Raw genomic sequence first — 16,964 nt, forward strand, 5'->3', positions numbered from 1 at the left:
CATGACGGGGCGCTCGGGCCGGGACGTCACAGGGCCGACAGCCAGCCGGTGAACACCATCCGATCGGGATGGGGCGACCCCGCCGCCAGAGCGGGTGCGTTGCGGCCTTCCACGACCGCCTGGCGGGCTTCGCGCGGGGTAAAGCCGTAATGGGCCTTGAAGGCGCGGCTGAACTGCGCCTCGCTGGAAAAGCAGAGCGCGTGGCCGACGTCGCCCAGCCGGGCTGCCGCGCCCTGGTGGAGGATGTCGCGCATGGCCTGCTTGAGACGCGCCTCGCGGATGGCGCGGGCCACGCCGCCGACGGGCTCGAACAGGCGGTACAGCGTCGCGCGCGAGACGCCTGCGGTGCGCGCCACGGTCTCGGGATCGAGAGCCGGCGAGCGCAGGTGATTCTCGATGTGGGCGCGGGCGCGGGCGACGACGGCGAGGTCGAGATCGGCTCGCGCGCGCTCGGCAGCTTCCAGGGAGGGTTCCAGGCAGGAGGCGAGGAGCGCCGGCGTCAGCGCGCCGATGGCCTCGGCCTCCCCGGCGCCGACGGCCCCGGCATGGCGCATCACCGACACCAGATGATCGGCGAGGATCATCGCCATCGGCGTCGCGAGGAACCGGCCGTGCAGTCGCTGGAGCTGCGCGTCAGTCAGCCCGAGAACCCGGCGGGGCACGACCACGGACACGTTGTGCGACGGCGTGATCCCGTCTTCGGAGACGCGGCCAAGGTCGATCACCACCAGCCGGAAGGCGCGGCCGCCCTCCTCCGGTGCGACGTCGAGGTCGACGCGGATCATGACGTGGTCGATGAAGTCCCGCAGCAGCCGTTCGCGCGGGCGGGCGAAGACGAACTCCTTGGTGCGCATGCTGCTGACCAGCAGCGTGCCCAGGTTGACGCTGCGAATCTCGCCGGCGAAATCGGCGACGTCGGCCGCATCGACCGGCGTCATGTCGAACATGGAATTGATCCTGGCCCGGAAAGCTTCGAAGCGGAGGTCTGTCGGAAGTCGCTCGGACGAAAAGACCTGGGTCACAGGCGAAACGCGCGGCACTGCAAACTTCTCCTCGGCGATGCTCTTCGGGGACCTCTACGACGGTCCCTGAGACTTCGTATCGGCGAAAATGAGACGCCAGCGCAAATCCTGACGCCAAGTTGAGACGCTGTCGATACCGTCGCAGCCCCGTTTTCCACTATTCGCATCGATCGAAGAACGCAGGTCGGCGCTGCGCCGGCTGCACGGGAAGGGTGGGATCGATGAAGACGCAGGCGACGGGACTGGCGATCGTGTTGGTGATGGCAGCAGCCGTGGCGGGCTGCGTGACGACGGAACAGGCGAGCGAGGCGGTCCAGTCGCGCTGGGTTGGCCAGGGCGCCGACGCATTTTTCCAGCGCTACGGAGCGCCGGTGTCCGAGTACCCGCTGTCGAACGGCGACGTGCTCTACACCTGGCGCGGCGGCGAAACCACGAAGTACATCGCCGCGACCTATGCGGCGCCGACCATGCCGGCCATGCCTTCGACGACGTTCGGCGGCTCGGGTTTCGGCCCGACTCCGGCTGCGCCGCCAACCACGCAGCCGCTCTACAGCCGCGAGAAGGTGCGCACCGAGACCCAGGTCGAGAACCCCAGCCCAGGCATCACCCGCACGACGACGACGACCACGACGCGCAGTGCCTCGATCGGCATCGGCAGCTTCGGTTCGAACGCGCCCGCCCAGCCCGTCGCCGGAGGCCGGCCGATGCTGACCCCGGCGCGCACCGAGCAGCTGTTCTGCGAGGTGCAGCTCACGGTCGACAACGGCAACATGATCAAGGCGCTGCGCATTTCGCGCGACACGGCCGCGGCCGGCATCGGACTGTCGCGCTGCGCCGAGGTGCTCGAGGTCAAGGGCTGAACGGGACCGCCGACCGCGGCGATCCGCGGGAGGCTTGCCGCCGCGCGGCCAGCCGACCTTCCCGCCGCGAGCGGGGCTTGGCCTCCGACCGCGTCGAACCACCAGGCCGACCCCGGCTCTCCATCGTCGGCAATTGCCGTCTTCATGGCATGGCCTCCGGCGACCGGGCAGCGCCATCCCCGTGGATGAATTCACAGCCTCGGCAGGGATGCGCGCCCGCAACCCCTTGATTTCCCGTGCGACGGCCGACTGCCCGCTGCCTTCGGCTGCTTTTTTCACTCACGGTCCTCCCCGCGCAGGCATACTGCGTCCTGCAGCTTGCCGCCGGGAACGGGACGTACGACCGGACGACCCAGGCAAGTGCGGCGCTGGTCGATCACCCGCGAACGGTGGCGGGCTCGACCGGCCTCGACGGGAACCGTGCGCCGTGGGTCCGCAAGGACCTTCGACCGGTGGACCGTCCAGGAACAAACGCCGGCGGGGCGCGACTGCTGCGCCACCACTATTTCGCTTAGCTGGGCAAGGCACCGCGTCCCGCCTCCCGGGCTCTTCGACAATGGCCAGACGGTTCGACCGGGCGTGGCGACGATGATGCATGTCTCGCGAATGGAGAACCGCTCGGATGGCCGACCTTCGACGGAAACCGCGCCCGACAGGCGGCACGTCTGGTCGAGCGGCTTCAGTTCGCCTCGGTCGCGTCGAAGGCAGCGCGGGCGCGCAGCACCGCCGCGTGGTTGGCCGCGGCCCAATGCAGCAGATGCTGCAGCGAATCGTGCATCGAGCGGCCGAGATCGGTGAGAGAGTACTCCACGCTCGGCGGCTTGGTGGGGAAGACCTCGCGCCGCACGTAGCCGTCGCGCTGCAGGTCGCGCAGCGTCTGGGTCAGCATACGCTGCGAAATGTCCGGCACGAGGCGGCGCAGTTCGCCGAAGCGGTAGGGCTGCTCGGCCAGCGCCATCACGAGCAGCGAGGTCCACTTGCCGAAGACGTTCTGCACGACGTCGCGCACCGGGCAGTTCGCCAGCCCGTCGGGGCTCGTGCGGTAGATCTCGATCATCTGCCTCGTCGAGGCCGGCCTCGCATCCATGCTTGGTATCCTTTCAGTGCCTACCCGAGCCGAAACTGCCTTCTTTACCGCCGCCGGGCGCTGACTATTTTAGCCCTGCTCTCGTTTGGAGACCACCACGAAATCCCAATGCAGGAACCCGATCCATGTCAGACAAGATTCTCGTCACCGGCGCCTCCGGCCAGCTCGGCGGCGCCGTCATCCGCCATCTCCTCGAGACCGAGGGCGTCGCGCCCGCCCGCGTCGTCGCCGTGACGCGCGATCCGGCCAAGCTGTCGGCGCTCGCCGGGCGGGGGGTGGACGTGCGCGCCGGCAGCTTCGACGAAGAGGCCGGGCTGACGCGCGCCTTCGCCGGAGCGGACACCGTCCTCATCGTCTCCACCGACGACGTGCTGACGCCCGGCCTGCGCCTCCGGCAGCACCTCGCAGCCGTTTCCGCGGCGAAGGCGGCCGGCGCCGGGCGCATCGCCTACACCTCGATGCCCTCCCCCGAACCCGGCAATCCGGTCCTGTTCGCGTCGGACCATCACGGGACCGAAAACGCCATCCGGGCGAGCGGCATCCCGCATTCGATTTTCCGCAACGGCTGGTACCACGAGAACCTGATGCGATCGTTGCCCGCCGCCCTCGCGTCCGGCAACTGGTACACCTCGGCCGGCGAAGGCCGGACATCCTACATCCTGCGCGACGACATCGCGCGTGCGATCGCCGCCGGCCTCGCCCGACCGGATGCCGGTAACGCCACCTACACGCTGTCGGGCACGCAAGCCTTCACCAATGGAGAGATCGCGGCAATGGCCGGCGAGGTGCTCGGCAAACCGATCGCCGTGGTGAACCTGACCGACGAGCAGCTCGCCGAAGGCCTGAAGGCCGCCGGCCTGCCCGAACCGGCCATTCCGCTGATCGTGTCGCTCGAAGCGGCGACCCGCGCAGGCGTGCTGGGCACCGTGACCCAGGACGTCGAACGGCTGACGGGACGCGAGCCCTCGCCGCTGAAGGCGTGGCTCGAGGCGAACCGGGGCGTCCTCGCCGGCTGAACGCGCGTCACTCGCCGGCCGCCGTTCGCGGCCGGCCCATGGGCATTTCGGTCAGCTCTGGAGCGCCGCCAGGAACCGCCGCACCGTCTCGGCCATGCCGAACTCCAGCGCGTCCGCGGTCAGCCCGTGGCCGATGGAGACCTCGGCGAGGTTCGGCACAGCGCGCGCCAGCGCAGGGAGGTTGTCGACTGTCAGGTCGTGGCCGGCATTGACGCCGAGGCCCGCCGCGCGCGCCAGCGCGGCGGTTTTTGCGAGCTTTTCCAGCTCGATGGCCGCCTTAGCGGAATCATCGTATGAACCGCCATAGGGGCCGGTGTAGAGCTCCACGCGGTCGGCGCCCGTGTCGCGCGCCGCCGCGATCTCGGCTTCCGATGCGTCGGGATCGCAAAACAAAGACACCCGCATGCCGCCCTTCTTCAGACGCGCCACGACCGGCCGCAGGAAATTGCCCTGCCGTTCGAACGGCCAGCCATGGTCCGACGTCGCCTGCGCCGGATCGTCGGGCACCAGCGTCACCTGTTCGGGCTCGCTGCGCTCGACCAGATCGAGGAAATCCTCGCTCGGATAGCCCTCGATGTTGAACTCGGCCTGCGGGAACTCATCGTCGATCAGCGCCCTGAGATGCGGCAGGTCGGAAAAGCGGATGTGGCGCTGGTCGGGCCTGGGATGCACCGTCAGCCCGTGTGCGCCGGCTTCGAGCACAATGCGGCCGAGGTTCGTGACGCTCGGCCACGGCAGGTCGCGGCGGTTGCGCAGCATGGCGACGGCGTTGAGGTTCACGGAGAGCTTGGCGGACATTGGCGGGCCTGTCATTCCATACTTGCGGGCGAACGCGTATCATGGCTCACATGAAAAGGCACAGGTCCAGCCCCCGCTTGCGGGGTGGACAGGAAGACGGCAGATCGACCGGGGGCGCCGAATGATCGTTCACGACAATCCTCCGCACATCCGCAGGATGGAGACCGGCCGCGACGACGCCTTTGGCTTCGAGATCACCGGCCACATCACCGCGTCCGACATCGAGAACATGTTCGGCTTGCTGGAGGCCGCATACGAACTGCACGACCGGATCGACGTCCTGGTCGTCGTGCGGGAATTCGAGGGCTTCGACTGGAGCGCGGCGTTGAGGAAATCCACGCTGTCCGGCAAGGCGCACGCGCTGAAGCATATCCGGCGCTATGCCGTCGTCGGCGGTCCCGGCTGGATGAGCGCGGCAATGGGGTTCTTCAAGCCGTTCCTGTCGGTGGAGATGAGGCACTTCGCCCTCGACGAGGAGGCCGAGGCGTGGGCGTGGCTGGATGCAGCCTGAGTTCCTCGCCCACGAGATTATTTCCATGAGACGGCCATCCGCCGCCGCCCCGCGAAGCGGTGGAGGAGCCGATGGATGACGGCGGGTCGGCCGAAATCGGGCTGGAGTTCTCGTTCGAGATCCGCGCGAAAATCGCGGTCCCGCTGGACGGTGGGCCGGGGCGGGACGGGCATCGCCGCATCATCCCAATAACCGGCGGCACGGTTTCAGGCCCCGGTCTTTCCGGGCGTGTCGTTCCCGGCGGCGCCGACTATGAGCGGGTACGACCGGATGGCTCGTCCATTGTGGAGGCGCACTACGCAATCGAGGCCGACGACGGGACGCCGATCTATGTCCTCAACAAGGGACTGTTCCGGGCACCTCCCGAAGTGATCCGGCGGCTCGATGCCGATGAACCCGTCGGTCCCGGAGCGTACTACTTCCGCACGGCTCCGGTGTTCGACGCGCCGGCCGGCCACCATGGCTGGCTCTCGGACAACATCTTCGTGGCCACCTGCCGGTTCACCTCGACCGAAGTTTCGATCCGCGTCTACGTTGTGACGTGATCTATCGCACGATCGTCAGCCGTTCCGCCGCGCGGGTGATCGCGGTGTAGAGCCAGCGTTCGCGCATGTCGCGGAAGGCGAAGCTCTCGTCGAACAGCACGACGTCGTTCCACTGCGAACCCTGCGCCTTGTGGACGGTCAGGGCGTAGCCGTAATCGAAATCGTCGAAGCGCTTCTTCTGCTGCCAGGGGATCTCGGCGTCCGGATCCTCGAAGGCGGCCTTGAGCAACTTGATCTTCGACACGCCGCGGTCCGGATCGTCCTCCTCCGGCGAGACCAGCAGGTTGATGCCCGGCTTCACCGTTTCGCGGGAGGCCGTCATCACCTTCCACAGCGAGCCGTTGAGCAGCCCCTTGGCGGGGTCGTTGCGCAGGCACACCAGCTTGTCGCCCGCCTGCGGCAGCGACGAGGTGAACCCCTTCAGCTCGCGCAGCCGCATGTTGTAGCGCCGCCGCGTGCGGTTGGTACCGACCAGCACCTGGTCCGCCGCCAGCACCAGTTCCTGGTTCACGTCCTCGCGCCCAATCACCTGCGCGGTGCCGTAGTCACCCTTCATGAACTCGCGGCCCTCGCGAACGTCGAGCGCCAGCCGGATGATGGGGTTGTCGCGCGCCTGCCGGTGGATCTCGGTGAGCAGGACATCGGGTTCGTGTTCGGTGAAGAAGCCGCCGCCCGAGATCGGCGGCAGCTGCGCCGGGTCGCCGAGCACCAGGATCGGTGTGCCGAAGGTCATCAGGTCGCGGCCGAGTTGCTCGTCCACCATCGAACATTCGTCGACGACGACCAGGCTGGCGCGCGAGATCGGGCTCTGGCGATTGAGCGAAAAGGTCGGCGATATGGAGGTCCGGCCGGTCGCCTCGTCCGAGATCGCCTCCTCGCCCTTGGGGCGGTAGATCAGCGAATGGATCGTGCGCGCGTTGGTCGCGCCCTTGGAGCGCAAGACTTGCGCGGCCTTGCCGGTGAAGGCCGCGAACTGGACCTGCCCGTCGACATGCTCGGCGAAATGGCGCGCCAGCGTCGTCTTGCCGGTGCCGGCATAACCGAACAGGCGGAAGATCTGCGGCCGGCCTGCCTTCAGCCAGCGCGCCACCGCCTTCAGCGCGGCATCCTGCTGCGGAGAGAATTCCATCAGCCGGAGAGACAGGATTCGCGGGGGATGCGCAAGAGAGCCGCCTTTCGCAAGATCCGTCCGGGCAATGTCACTGCCCGTGTAGAGGAGAGGGATGCCAAGCGTTTGGCCACGATAGAAACAAGGGGCGGCTGACGACCCGCATGGGCTGTGGAGAACACTCCAGAGCCCATCTTCAACCGCGCAATGGATCGTTGTCCAGCTCGATCGGCTTGCCATGCGGGGTCGCGTGCGCGGCGCGCTGCCACGCCTCGGCCAGCGCTATGACCTCCGGCGCGCCCGCTACGTCCTTGTCCGCCAGAAGCCGCTCCAGCGCGGCGAGCCAGTGCGCGTAGTAGTCCTGCCCGTGTGGGTCCGCGTCCCCCCGCGCCCGTTCGGCCGAAAGGGCGGTAGCCCATTCCGCCCAGGTGAACAGGCCGCGTTCGTGCAGTGCCACGACCATGGCGAATGCATGCGCCTGCCAAGGCTCTGCGAAGACGGGATCGTCGCCGCCCGGCGGCATCGCCGGATCAGGCCGGCTCAAGATAGTTCTCCCAGGCGTCGACGCTGACTGTCAGCGTCGGGTCGCCGTCGTCGCCCCACAGATCCCGCCCGTCGAAGACGACGGTGTAGACCCATTCGGGGTTTTCGCCGAGGCCGTGGGCGTTGGTGTCGGGCAGGACGAAGCCGCCGCGCACCGCCTCGACGGTGCCGACATGGCCGCGCACGTAGCGCGGCAGCCGCGTATGGCCCTGCGGGTGCATGTTGCGCGCCCGGACGCGCTGGCCGGCGCGGTACCTCGGCTCTGACGACACCTCCCGGTCGCAGGGTCCGCCGCGCGCCAGCACGGCCGCGACCTCCGCCCCCTTCAGGATCCGTTTGGGAGTGGCACCCGCGACGAGCGCCCTGCCCTCCTGCAATTCCTCGTCCGAGACGAAGCCGTGGCGGCGCAGCAAGACTTCCAGCGCCTTGATCCAGATGGCGTAGTAGCTCGAGGAGTAGTACTCGGCCGGATGCAGGCTCTCGCGCGCGTTCCGGGTCTCGTCGATGTTCCAGGCGCCCATCGCGCCGGCTGCGAGCGTCACACCGAGCGCGCGCTTTTCCCAGTACCCGTGAAAGATCGGCTCGTCGACTTCGGGCGCGACGGGGCCGAAACCCATCTGGCCGCCGAGATCCTGCGGCCCGTTCATGCCGCCTCCGGCGTTTTGGCGAGCCCGGTGCCGATCATGGAATCGCGCGTCACCAGTCCGGCGAGCCGTTCCCGGTCCCACCCTTCGGTGCCGGCGGGGCGTTCGGGCACCACGAGGTAGCGCAGTTCCGCCGTCGAATCCCACACGCGGATTTCGCGATCGGCGGCCAGTTCCACCCCGAACTCCGCCAGCACGCCGCGCGGGTCGATCACCGCGCGGCTGCGATAGGCCGGCGCCTTGTACCAGACGGGCGGCAGGCCGAGCACGGACCACGGATAGCAGGAGCAGAGCGTGCAGACGACGAGGTTGTGCCGCTCGGGCGAATTGAAGACCGCCTGCATATGCTCGCCCTGGCGGCCGGTGTAACCGAGCGAGGCGATGGCCGCCGTCGCGTCAGTGCGCAGCCATTCGGCGAAGCCCGGATCGCTCCAGGCCCTGGCAACGACGTGGGCGCCGTTGCGCGGTCCGACCCTGGTCTCGTAGGTCTCCAAGATGGCGTCGATCGCGGCGGGATCGATCAGGCCCTTCTCGGTCAGGATCGTCTCCAGCGCCTTTACCCGCGCGGCCATCGGGTCCAGTTCGTTGTCGTGATGATGATGGTCGTCGTTTTTGCTCATGGCCGATCCGTAGCAGCGCGAGGCGCTTTCATCCACCCGGGTTGGGGTTGAGCGCGTAGCCGGGACCGACCGTCAGTGGCTCCTTGGGCACCACCGTGTCGCTGATCTGCGACTTCACACTCACTTGGTCGCGCCACAGCACCTGCTTCTCCTCCCGGTCCAATACCCGGATGGCGACCGTGTAGGGCCTGTCCTTCTCGACGCCGCGAACCGGCGGCGAGCGCAGCGAATAGCGGTTCGTGTCGGTCCCGACCCGCGTCCGCACCACATGTTCGGCCCCGCCTGCGGGATCCTCGAAGGCTGCCTCGATGATCGAGCCCGTCGGCAGCGGCCGCTGCACGATGGCTGTGAAGCCGTAGTAGACGTCGGCGACGCGGTAGTTGAACATGAAGCCGCTGCCCATGACTTTCAGGTAGGGTTTCGATGCCAGATCTTCGCGCGTCAACCAGCCCGCGACGAGCAGGACCGCGAGAATCGCGATGCTTGCGCCGACAAGGCGCGGGAGGGTGAACTGGTTCAGCATGGCTCGATCCGTCCAGGCGGAAGTTGCACATTATCCTTCCGCGCACCGGCTGACCAGAACGATTGCGGACGCAACTGCCGCAGCCGTGTTTGCGCCCACGATCGAGCCTCGCCTAGTCTTGCCCGATGCGGATCCTGATTCTCGGCGGCAGCGGTTTCATCGGCATTGCGGTCGCCAAGGCGCTGTCGGACCGGGGGCATGCAGTTGCCGCCCTCGCCCGCGACGTCGAGGCAGCGTCCCGGCGGCTGCCGCGCATCGACTGGATCGCCGCCGACCTCGTCGACCTGGCGACGCCCGACGCCTGGATCGCAATGCTGAAGGGGTTCGACGCGGTGGTGAATTGCGCCGGCGTGCTGCAGGACACCGCCCGCGACGACGTAGCGAAGGTCCAGGAACGGGCGATGCGGGCGCTCTACGAAGCTGCCGCACCGGCGGGGCTCCGCATGATTGTCCAGGTTTCCGCCCGCACGGGAGGCAGCGGCGGCGGAACGCCCTTCCTCGCCACGAAGCGCCGGGCAGACGACGCCTTGAAGGCATCGGGCATACCGTTCGTCATCCTGCGCCCCGCGGTCGTGATCGGGCGCAACGCCTATGGCGGATCGGCGCTCCTGCGCGCGCTGGCCGCGTTTCCGCGCGTCACGCCGCTCGTCCACGCCGAGACCCCGATGCAATTTCTGTCGATGGACGACCTCGTCTCAGCCGTGGCAGATTCGCTCGACGGGACTATGGCATCGGGAAGCGACCTCTACCTTGCCGCCGGCGAGACCCTGACGCTGGCGCAAGCCGTCTCCCTCCATCGACGCTGGCTCGGACTGCCGGAAGCCCCGGTGCTCCATGTTCCCGCCGTCATCGCCGGATCGACCTCGCTCATCGCCGATCTGCTGGGCCGGCTCGGCTGGCGTTCGCCGCTGCGATCGACGGCCATGCTGGTCGCCCGGGGCGGCGTGACGGGCGACACCGAGACTGCCGACGACAGGCTGGCAACGCTGGCGGAGACGCTCGCCATCAACCCGGCGGGCGTCCAGGACCTCTGGTTCGCCCGCCTCTATCTCGCCAAGCCCCTCGTCTTCGGTACGGTCGCCGCCTTCTGGATCGCCTCGGGCGTCATCGCGCTCGCCGGCTGGTCGGCTTCGGCGGGTCAGCTTTCCGCAGCTGGATTCCCGCCGGCGGCGGCCGCCGTCGTGACGCTGACGACGAGCCTGGCGGACATTCTTCTGGGTGTGGGCGCCGTGGTCCGGCGCTTTGCATCGGCGGCCTTGAAGGGCATGATCGGGCTTTCCGTCATCTACCTTCTGGCGGCCACCGCGCTGACGCCGGAACTGTGGCTCGAACCGCTCGGCCCGCTGGTCAAGGTGTTTCCTTCCATCGTGCTGGCGCTCGTGGCGCTCGCCATCCTCGAGGAGCGGTGATCCTTTGGAAGAGGTTCTTCGCTTCGTCCACGTCATCGGCGCGACCGTGCTCTTCGGCACGGGAGCCGGCATCGCCTTCTTCATGGTCATGGCGCACCGCACGCGCGACGCGGCCACGATCGCCCATGTCGCGGGGACCGTGGTGGTCGCCGACGCGCTGTTCACGGCGACGGCGGTGGTCCTTCAGCCGATCACCGGCGCCTGGCTCGCTCTCGTCGTCGGATGGCCGCTCTCGGAGGGATGGATCGTCCTGTCCCTTGCCCTCTACGCCGTGACCGGGCTCTTCTGGCTGCCGGTGGTCTTCATCCAGCTTCGCCTGCGCGACCTCGCCCGTCGTGCAGCAAGTGCCGGAGAAGCGCTCCCGCCCGCCTACTTCCGGCTCTACCGCGTGTGGTTCGCCTTCGGCTTCCCGGCATTCTTCAGCGTCGCCGCGATATTCTGGCTGATGCTCAACCGGCCCGCTGTAGCGCTTTGGTAAGATGCCCGGCTCAGTGCCGCCGTGCCTGGACGAGATAGGCGTCGATCTCCGTCTCGCCCAGCCACTTCGCGGCTTCCAGCCGGTGAAGGCCTTCCACCAGCACGTGGCGAACGCCGTCCTTGCGGACCTGGATTGGCACCTTCATGCCATTCTCCAGGATGTCCTCCGCCAAAACCCGCACCGTGTCCGGATGCAACGTCTTGCGGCGCTGGGTGGGAATGTAGATCGTCTCGATGGCAACCTTCTGTATCCGCAGCATCCGTCCTCGCATTCCCTCGCCCGGCCTGCCGACGGCGTCCGGTTCACGGCCATGGTAAACACAAAACGCACATTAGGCTCGCATTAACCGCGATCGGCAACAATCCGCCCGGGTTTGGTTCTGTCCGGGTGTTCGAATGCGTAGCGTGGCTTGTGTCGTGAGTTCCGTTCTCCTTGCCGCGGCTCTTGCCGGCTGCGCCAGCGCGCCGACCAAGGTCGCGGGCGATGCCCCGCCGACACTCGCCTTTGCGCCCGAACGCCAGCGCCCGGTTGGCGAAGAACTCGCGCCGCAGGTCGCCATGCTCCGCCCGGACCAGCTGCCGATCCCGGTCGGCGGACTTGCCGGACGCACCATCAGGGTCGAGCGCATCTCTGACATCCGCCTCGGCCCCAGGGAGATCGTGCTGACGTTCGACGACGGCCCGATGCCCGGCAAGACCGAAAAGATCCTGCGCGCGCTCGACGACTACGGCGTCAAGGCCACCTTCCTGATGGTCGGCCAGATGGCGAACGCCTATCCCGCCATCGCCCGCAAGGTCGCCGAGCGAGGCCACACCGTCGGCACCCACACGCAGAACCATTCCAACCTCGCCAGTCTCGGCAGCGACCGGGCGATGGCGCAGATCCTGGCCGGCCAGAACAGCGTCGCGGCGGCGCTGAAGCCTGCCGGGCTGCGACCGGCGCCATTCTTCCGCTTCCCATATCTGGCCGAGACCGCCGCCCTGCGCGCGAACCTCGCCGCGCGCAATGTGGTGGTGATCGACGCCGACATCGATTCCAAGGACTACTTCAAGACCGGTTCCGAGCCGCTGCGGGCAAGGGCGCTGTCGCGCATCACCGAGCGCGGCTCCGGCATCGTGCTGTTCCACGACATCCACGCCCGCACCGTCTCAATGCTGCCCGGCCTTCTGGCGGACCTCAAGGCGCGCGGCTACAAGGTCGTGCATCTGGTTCCCGCACGCGGTGGCGGCGGTCTGCTGATCGCCGGCGCGCCCGCCGAACCGCCGGCCTGACGAAACGGAAACCACTTCCACCGACGCCGCTTGACGGCGGTCTCGCGCAGAGATTTCCTTGCGCCTGCCGGGATCGTCCGCGCTTGGAGGAAATGGAAATGCTGCGACGTTGGCTTGCGGCCGGGCTTTGGGCCGGTACGCTTCTCGTTCCCGTGCACGCGGAAGAACCTTCGGTCGAGGCGGGCCTGCGCGTTTCGCGCATCGGCGGATGCCATGACTGCCACACGCAGGGTTTTGCCGAAACGGGCGGGCAGATCGACCCGTCGATGGCGCTCAAAGGCAGTCCCGTCGGGTTCATGGGGCCCTGGGGCACCACCTACCCGACCAATCTGCTCCTGACCGTCGAACCGATGTCCGAGGACGCTTTCCTCGACTTCGCTAAGACGCTGGAGACCCGGCCGCCCATGCCCTGGTTCAACCTCCACTACATGACTGAATTCGAGCTGCGCTCGCTTTTCCGCTACATCAAATCGCTCGGCGAACCCGGCGAGCCAGCTCCGGAATACCTCGCGCCGGGCGAGACGCCGAAGACCCCTTGGATCGTCTTCGCCCCGCCGCAGATGCCGGAGTGACGGCCACCTTCTAGGCCTGGCGCAGCGCCGTGAGCAACGCATAGGCGGCGACCATATCGCGCTGCCTGTCGCGACGGGCGGCGGCGGCCTCCGCATCCTCGCCCCAGTGCTCGATGGTCCAGTCCTCATCGACGTGAGCAGCCTTCCAGGCCTGCTCGACGTCGATCTCGCCCGCGTCGACGGCAAGGGCCAGAAGCGCCGATCCGGTGAGCGTCGTCATCACATGCAGGCAGGCGAGCCGGAAGGGTTCGGCGGCCATCCTCAGATGCACGCCCAATGCCGCGATCGCCTCGCGCGGCTGCTCGACGTGGATGACGCCCTCGGCAAGGTAGAGCCGCGCGCCGAGGCTGTTGCGCGCCCAGTCGAGCACCGGGTCCCAGGCCTCGGCCTGCAGCGCCACCAGGCGTTCCGGCCCTTCGGCGCGGTAGCACAGGAGATCGGACGACGCGTAGCGCAGGATGTCCTCCAGCACCGCATCCGGCTCCCTGGCGACGCCGTCGATGGTGGTGTTGACCAGCCGGGTCACCGGCATGGTCGGCGGATCGATCTCTTCCGCCTGTCTTTCGAACTCCTCCGCCACCAGCCGCGCGGCGGGCTCGGTGGATAGGAGGACCATAGTCCTGCCCGGCGTCAGTATCGGCTTGCCGTCCAGATGCACTGCAAAGCCGCCCTCCGACTGCCCGACCCGCGCCTCCTTGTAGAAGCGCTTGGGCCGCGGCTGGCGCATCTGCTTCTGCGCGCGCTTCATCGGGTCCGGATCGGACAGGAAACTGGCTTCGAGGTCGTTCAGAATGTCACGCATGGGCCGTGCCGTGGTCGAAATGATTGGAAGGTCGTGCCGGAGGTAGGCACCCGACGGCGCCGTTCAAGCCGGCGGTATCCGGCGGGCCGGCCGGTTGACGATGACGAGCCCCACCGCGATCAGGCCAAGGGCAATGAAGATGCGCAGGCTGAGCGGCTCGTCGAGCAGCAGTCCCCCCATCAGCACGCCGAACGCCGGCGTCAGGAAGGCAAAGCTCGACAGGCCGCCGGCCGGATAGCGCCGCATCAGCCAGAACCAGAGCAGGTAGGTGAAAGCGACGATGAAGACCGCCTGGAACAGCAGCGCCGAGGTCGAGACCGCGTCCGGATCGCGGATCGCCGGGCCGGACACGGCCAGAAGCGGCACGGTGATGACCGCCGAGACCGCGAGCTGGTAGAGCAGCGTCTTTTCCGCGCTGGCGCTGGAAAGCTTCGAACGCTTGATGACGATGATGGTCGCCGCCCATGCAATACCGGCGGCGAGGCACATCGCATCGCCCTTCAAGGCCTCGGGATCGGGAAGGCTGAGCCGGTCGGAAAAGACGAGCGCGACGCCGCCGAAGGCGAGCGCGGTGCCGACGAGCTTGAGCAGCGACATCCGCTCGCCGAGCATGAAATGCGCCCCCAGGAGCACCCAGAAAGGCATCGTGTTGATCATCAGCGCGCTGCGGGCGACGGTCGTGAAATCAAGGCCCCAGAAGATCAGAACGAACTCGATTCCGAAAAGCGCGCCGGCGAGGAGACCCGCCCCAAGCGTTCCGTCCCTTTCGAACAGCGCGATGCCGCGCCAGCGACACCAGGCGAAGACGCAGAGCGCCGCGATCGACGAGCGGGCAATCGAGATCAGCACCGGGCTGAACCCGTCGTTGGCGAGCTTCACGGCAACGCCGTTGAGACCCCACGAGAAGGTGAGGCCGATCATCAGGAGGGCCGCGGCCGTGTCGATCGCGTCGCGGCGGTCGAGCCCATGCGCCACCGCGCTCACTAGCTCGTCTCTCCCGCGCTCGCATCGTCGAGGCCGATCAGGTTCCAGCTCTGGCGCATGTGCGGCGGCAGCGGCGCGGTCACGTCGATCACGCCCCGGTCGGGATGCGGGATGACGATGCGGCGCGCGTGCAGGTGCAGCCGGTTCTGGACACCGCCCGGAAAATCCCAGTTGGTATCCGCCTCGAAGTATTTCGGGTCGCCGATGATCGGGCAGCCGATGTGGGCTGCGTGGACGCGCAGTTGGTGGGTGCGGCCGGTATGAGGCTCCATCTCCAGCCAGGACAGCGTCTGGCCCGCCTGCTCGAGGACGCGGTAGAAGGAGACCGCATGGTCGGCGCCCGGCTCGCCATGTTTGGCGACGCGCACGCGATCGCCATCCGGCGTCTGCTCCTTGACCAGCCAGGTCGAGATCTTGTCCTCGCGCTTCTTCGGCACGCCCTTCACCAGCGCCCAATAGGTCTTCTTCGCGTCGCGTCCACGGAAGGCTTCCGCCAGCTTCATGGCGGCGAGGCGGGTGCGCGCGACGACGAGCACGCCCGAGGTGTCGCGGTCGAGGCGGTGGACGAGGCGCGGCTTCTCGCCCTTCTTGTTGCGCCAGGCTTCCAGCATGTCGTCGACATGCCGCGACACGCCCGACCCGCCCTGAACCGCCAGGCCGGAGGGCTTGTTGAAGACGAACACCTTGTCGTCCTCGTGCAGCAGCATCTTGGCGAGCACCTCGCCGTCGTCCTGGCCGCGGATCGATTTGCCGGTCAGCGGAACGTCACCCTTGCGATCGACGCCGATGGGAGGAATGCGGATGACCTGCCCTGGCTCCACGCGCGTATCGGACTTGGCACGGCCGCCATCGACCCGGATCTGGCCCGACCGCAGCAGCTTCTGCAGATGGCCGAACCCGAGGCCCGGAAAATGCGTCTTGAACCAGCGGTCGAGCCGCATGCCCGCTTCGCCCGGTTCGACGCTGATCTGCTGGATGCCCGTCATGTAACTCCTGCCGCACATGTGCGTGAAAAAACCGCCACGGCGCGCGGTCTGGATAGTTCAGCGGGAGACAGAATGCAAAACGCCTTTTCGGGAGCCCTGCCCCGGAGTCATCAGGCCACGGCGCGGATGAGCCACAATCCGGCGAAGAGAGCCGCGATCGCGCCGATAACGCTCGCGGCCACGTATGCTACAGCATGGCCGCTCGCACCGCGTTCCCACAGCACCGCGACGTCGAGCGAGAAGGCCGAGAAAGTTGTGAAGCCGCCGAGCACGCCGGTCGCCACAAAGAGCCGCAACTCGTTGGACGTCCCGAAGCGCCGCACCAGAAGTTCGATGAAGACGCCCATGACGAAGGAACCGACGATGTTGACCGTCAGCGTTCCCCACGGAAAGGACATGCCGGCAATGCGAAGCATCGCGGCCCCGGCGAGATGGCGCAGCGAAGCGCCGATGGCGCCGCCCGCCGCGACGAGCGCGATTTCCTTCATCGGTTGAGACCCTCGCGACCGGTTGGCGATGCGGCGGTCTTAGCGCATCCATGCCGGGCGCACGAGTCCGGCGGCAGACGGCGTCCGGCGGGATCAGGCCGGGCTCTTCTCCTTCGCCGCGGCACCCGCTGTTTGGGCGCAATCGCCGATGAAGCCTTCCACAAAGGCCGCGAGCGCGTTCCAGTTGGTGAACTCGTGGTCCTTAGTCACGTCGGTGGGGCCGCCTTCCTTGTAGGCGATGTGCTTCATCAGGAGCCGCTTCAAGAAATCGCACTGCGGGTAGCGCAGTGCGCCGCCCGCCTGGTGCACCATGCGCGGCCGCCAGCCGGTGCGCTCGAACAGCGCCTCGGTGATCTTCTGGATCTCGGCATGTTCTTCCGGGAACGGCGACGCGGCCGCGAGCGAGACCGAGACGAAGGCGCCGGGCAGCGTCGACAGTCGTGCCGCTTTCGCCTTCAGCCAGTGCGCGATGGCGGTGGGATAGGCGCCGATGTGGACCGGTGCGCAGACGATGACGGCGTCGGCGATATCGAGATCGACGTCGCCGAGATCACCGGCATCGAAGACAGTGGTCTGGTGGCCGAGGCTCTGGACCGTGGACGAGACGTTGCGCGCGATCTTGCGCGTATGGCCTTCAACCGTTCCGTAGATGACGAGGACGTGCATGTCGCTACTCCTTTGATCGCTCGGGATGGGA

At 67.7% G+C, this 16,964-nt stretch carries 22 protein-coding genes; 8 read left to right on the forward strand and 14 right to left on the reverse strand.

Going from position 1 to position 16,964, the window contains the following annotated elements; translation table 11 throughout:
• Positions 1 to 26 precede the first annotated feature (26 nt).
• The gene (locus BSQ44_RS15990) at positions 27 to 947 is read right to left on the reverse strand and encodes a helix-turn-helix domain-containing protein (RefSeq protein ID WP_157894613.1); all 921 of its coding nucleotides are present in this window, start codon (positions 945 to 947) and stop codon (positions 27 to 29) included.
• A 296-nt stretch (positions 948 to 1,243) separates the two neighbouring features.
• Here BSQ44_RS15990 and BSQ44_RS15995 point away from each other — a divergent pair, with 296 nt between their 5' ends.
• The gene (locus BSQ44_RS15995) at positions 1,244 to 1,882 is read left to right on the forward strand and encodes a hypothetical protein (protein WP_072605922.1); all 639 of its coding nucleotides are present in this window, start codon (positions 1,244 to 1,246) and stop codon (positions 1,880 to 1,882) included.
• 679 nt (positions 1,883 to 2,561) lie between these two features.
• On the opposite strand, the gene BSQ44_RS16000 is transcribed toward BSQ44_RS15995, so the two are convergent.
• A complete protein-coding gene (locus BSQ44_RS16000; protein WP_072605924.1) occupies positions 2,562 to 2,969 on the reverse strand; it encodes a winged helix-turn-helix transcriptional regulator in 408 nt (135 codons plus the stop codon).
• Between the two features lie 125 nt (positions 2,970 to 3,094).
• Between BSQ44_RS16000 and BSQ44_RS16005 the strand changes: the two genes are divergently transcribed.
• Positions 3,095 to 3,985: an SDR family oxidoreductase gene (locus tag BSQ44_RS16005; RefSeq protein WP_072605926.1), complete on the forward strand. Its 891-nt coding sequence runs from the start codon at positions 3,095 to 3,097 to the stop codon at positions 3,983 to 3,985.
• A 51-nt stretch (positions 3,986 to 4,036) separates the two neighbouring features.
• On the opposite strand, the gene BSQ44_RS16010 is transcribed toward BSQ44_RS16005, so the two are convergent.
• Positions 4,037 to 4,783: a pyridoxine 5'-phosphate synthase gene (locus BSQ44_RS16010; protein ID WP_072605928.1), complete on the reverse strand. Its 747-nt coding sequence runs from the start codon at positions 4,781 to 4,783 to the stop codon at positions 4,037 to 4,039.
• 121 nt (positions 4,784 to 4,904) lie between these two features.
• Between BSQ44_RS16010 and BSQ44_RS16015 the strand changes: the two genes are divergently transcribed.
• The gene (locus BSQ44_RS16015; protein ID WP_072605930.1) at positions 4,905 to 5,294 is read left to right on the forward strand and encodes a SpoIIAA family protein; all 390 of its coding nucleotides are present in this window, start codon (positions 4,905 to 4,907) and stop codon (positions 5,292 to 5,294) included.
• Between the two features lie 71 nt (positions 5,295 to 5,365).
• The gene (locus BSQ44_RS16020; protein WP_072605932.1) at positions 5,366 to 5,839 is read left to right on the forward strand and encodes a DUF3237 domain-containing protein; all 474 of its coding nucleotides are present in this window, start codon (positions 5,366 to 5,368) and stop codon (positions 5,837 to 5,839) included.
• A 1-nt stretch (position 5,840) separates the two neighbouring features.
• On the opposite strand, the gene BSQ44_RS16025 is transcribed toward BSQ44_RS16020, so the two are convergent.
• The 5 genes from BSQ44_RS16025 to BSQ44_RS16045 form a co-directional block, all read right to left on the reverse strand.
• Complete coding sequence (locus BSQ44_RS16025) at positions 5,841 to 6,968, reverse strand: ATP-dependent DNA helicase (protein ID WP_072605934.1); 1,128 nt, start codon at positions 6,966 to 6,968, stop codon at positions 5,841 to 5,843.
• 175 nt (positions 6,969 to 7,143) lie between these two features.
• On the reverse strand, positions 7,144 to 7,491 hold the full coding sequence (locus BSQ44_RS16030) for a nitrile hydratase accessory protein (RefSeq protein ID WP_072605936.1): 348 nt from the start codon (positions 7,489 to 7,491) through the stop codon (positions 7,144 to 7,146).
• Positions 7,478 to 8,137: a nitrile hydratase subunit beta gene (gene nthB, locus BSQ44_RS16035; RefSeq protein WP_072605938.1), complete on the reverse strand. Its 660-nt coding sequence runs from the start codon at positions 8,135 to 8,137 to the stop codon at positions 7,478 to 7,480. Before nthB ends, BSQ44_RS16030 begins: the two co-directional genes overlap by 14 nt.
• Entirely contained in the window at positions 8,134 to 8,754 is a 621-nt protein-coding gene (gene nthA / locus BSQ44_RS16040; protein ID WP_072605940.1) for a nitrile hydratase subunit alpha, read from the reverse strand. Before nthA ends, nthB begins: the two co-directional genes overlap by 4 nt.
• Before the next feature lie 28 nt (positions 8,755 to 8,782).
• A complete protein-coding gene (locus BSQ44_RS16045) occupies positions 8,783 to 9,277 on the reverse strand; it encodes a hypothetical protein (protein ID WP_072605942.1) in 495 nt (164 codons plus the stop codon).
• Positions 9,278 to 9,402: 125 nt separating this feature from the next.
• On the opposite strand from BSQ44_RS16045, the gene BSQ44_RS16050 reads away from it, so the two are divergent.
• Together BSQ44_RS16050 and BSQ44_RS16055 are read left to right on the forward strand one after the other, a co-directional pair.
• Positions 9,403 to 10,686 (forward strand): SDR family oxidoreductase, encoded by a 1,284-nt coding sequence (locus BSQ44_RS16050; RefSeq protein ID WP_072605944.1) that lies wholly within the window; start codon positions 9,403 to 9,405, stop codon positions 10,684 to 10,686.
• 4 nt (positions 10,687 to 10,690) lie between these two features.
• A complete protein-coding gene (locus tag BSQ44_RS16055) occupies positions 10,691 to 11,164 on the forward strand; it encodes a DUF2269 family protein (RefSeq protein WP_072605946.1) in 474 nt (157 codons plus the stop codon).
• Positions 11,165 to 11,174: 10 nt separating this feature from the next.
• Here BSQ44_RS16055 and BSQ44_RS16060 read toward each other — a convergent pair whose 3' ends face one another.
• A complete protein-coding gene (locus BSQ44_RS16060; protein ID WP_072605948.1) occupies positions 11,175 to 11,423 on the reverse strand; it encodes a ParB N-terminal domain-containing protein in 249 nt (82 codons plus the stop codon).
• 157 nt (positions 11,424 to 11,580) lie between these two features.
• Here BSQ44_RS16060 and BSQ44_RS16065 point away from each other — a divergent pair, with 157 nt between their 5' ends.
• Together BSQ44_RS16065 and BSQ44_RS16070 are read left to right on the forward strand one after the other, a co-directional pair.
• A complete protein-coding gene (locus BSQ44_RS16065) occupies positions 11,581 to 12,435 on the forward strand; it encodes a polysaccharide deacetylase family protein (protein ID WP_157894614.1) in 855 nt (284 codons plus the stop codon).
• Between the two features lie 98 nt (positions 12,436 to 12,533).
• Complete coding sequence (locus BSQ44_RS16070) at positions 12,534 to 13,007, forward strand: hypothetical protein (RefSeq protein ID WP_083535011.1); 474 nt, start codon at positions 12,534 to 12,536, stop codon at positions 13,005 to 13,007.
• Between the two features lie 10 nt (positions 13,008 to 13,017).
• Here BSQ44_RS16070 and BSQ44_RS16075 read toward each other — a convergent pair whose 3' ends face one another.
• The 5 genes from BSQ44_RS16075 to BSQ44_RS26925 all read right to left on the reverse strand — a co-directional run bounded on the left by BSQ44_RS16075 (position 13,018) and on the right by BSQ44_RS26925 (position 16,933).
• On the reverse strand, positions 13,018 to 13,809 hold the full coding sequence (locus BSQ44_RS16075) for an ATP12 family chaperone protein (RefSeq protein WP_072605954.1): 792 nt from the start codon (positions 13,807 to 13,809) through the stop codon (positions 13,018 to 13,020).
• A 63-nt stretch (positions 13,810 to 13,872) separates the two neighbouring features.
• Positions 13,873 to 14,793, reverse strand: coding sequence for a DMT family transporter (locus BSQ44_RS16080; protein ID WP_072605956.1), 921 nt, complete (start codon positions 14,791 to 14,793; stop codon positions 13,873 to 13,875).
• Positions 14,793 to 15,779 (reverse strand): RluA family pseudouridine synthase, encoded by a 987-nt coding sequence (locus BSQ44_RS16085; RefSeq protein WP_072605957.1) that lies wholly within the window; start codon positions 15,777 to 15,779, stop codon positions 14,793 to 14,795. The genes BSQ44_RS16080 and BSQ44_RS16085 overlap by 1 nt, the downstream gene beginning before the upstream one ends.
• Positions 15,780 to 15,889: 110 nt before the next feature.
• Positions 15,890 to 16,267, reverse strand: a complete 378-nt coding sequence (gene crcB / locus BSQ44_RS16090) for a fluoride efflux transporter CrcB (protein ID WP_072605958.1) — start codon at positions 16,265 to 16,267, stop codon at positions 15,890 to 15,892.
• 93 nt (positions 16,268 to 16,360) lie between these two features.
• On the reverse strand, positions 16,361 to 16,933 hold the full coding sequence (locus BSQ44_RS26925) for a flavodoxin domain-containing protein (protein WP_072605960.1): 573 nt from the start codon (positions 16,931 to 16,933) through the stop codon (positions 16,361 to 16,363).
• Positions 16,934 to 16,964: the final 31 nt, after the last annotated feature.

This window comes from Aquibium oceanicum (genome assembly GCF_001889605.1).
GTDB lineage: Bacteria > Pseudomonadota > Alphaproteobacteria > Rhizobiales > Rhizobiaceae > Aquibium > Aquibium oceanicum.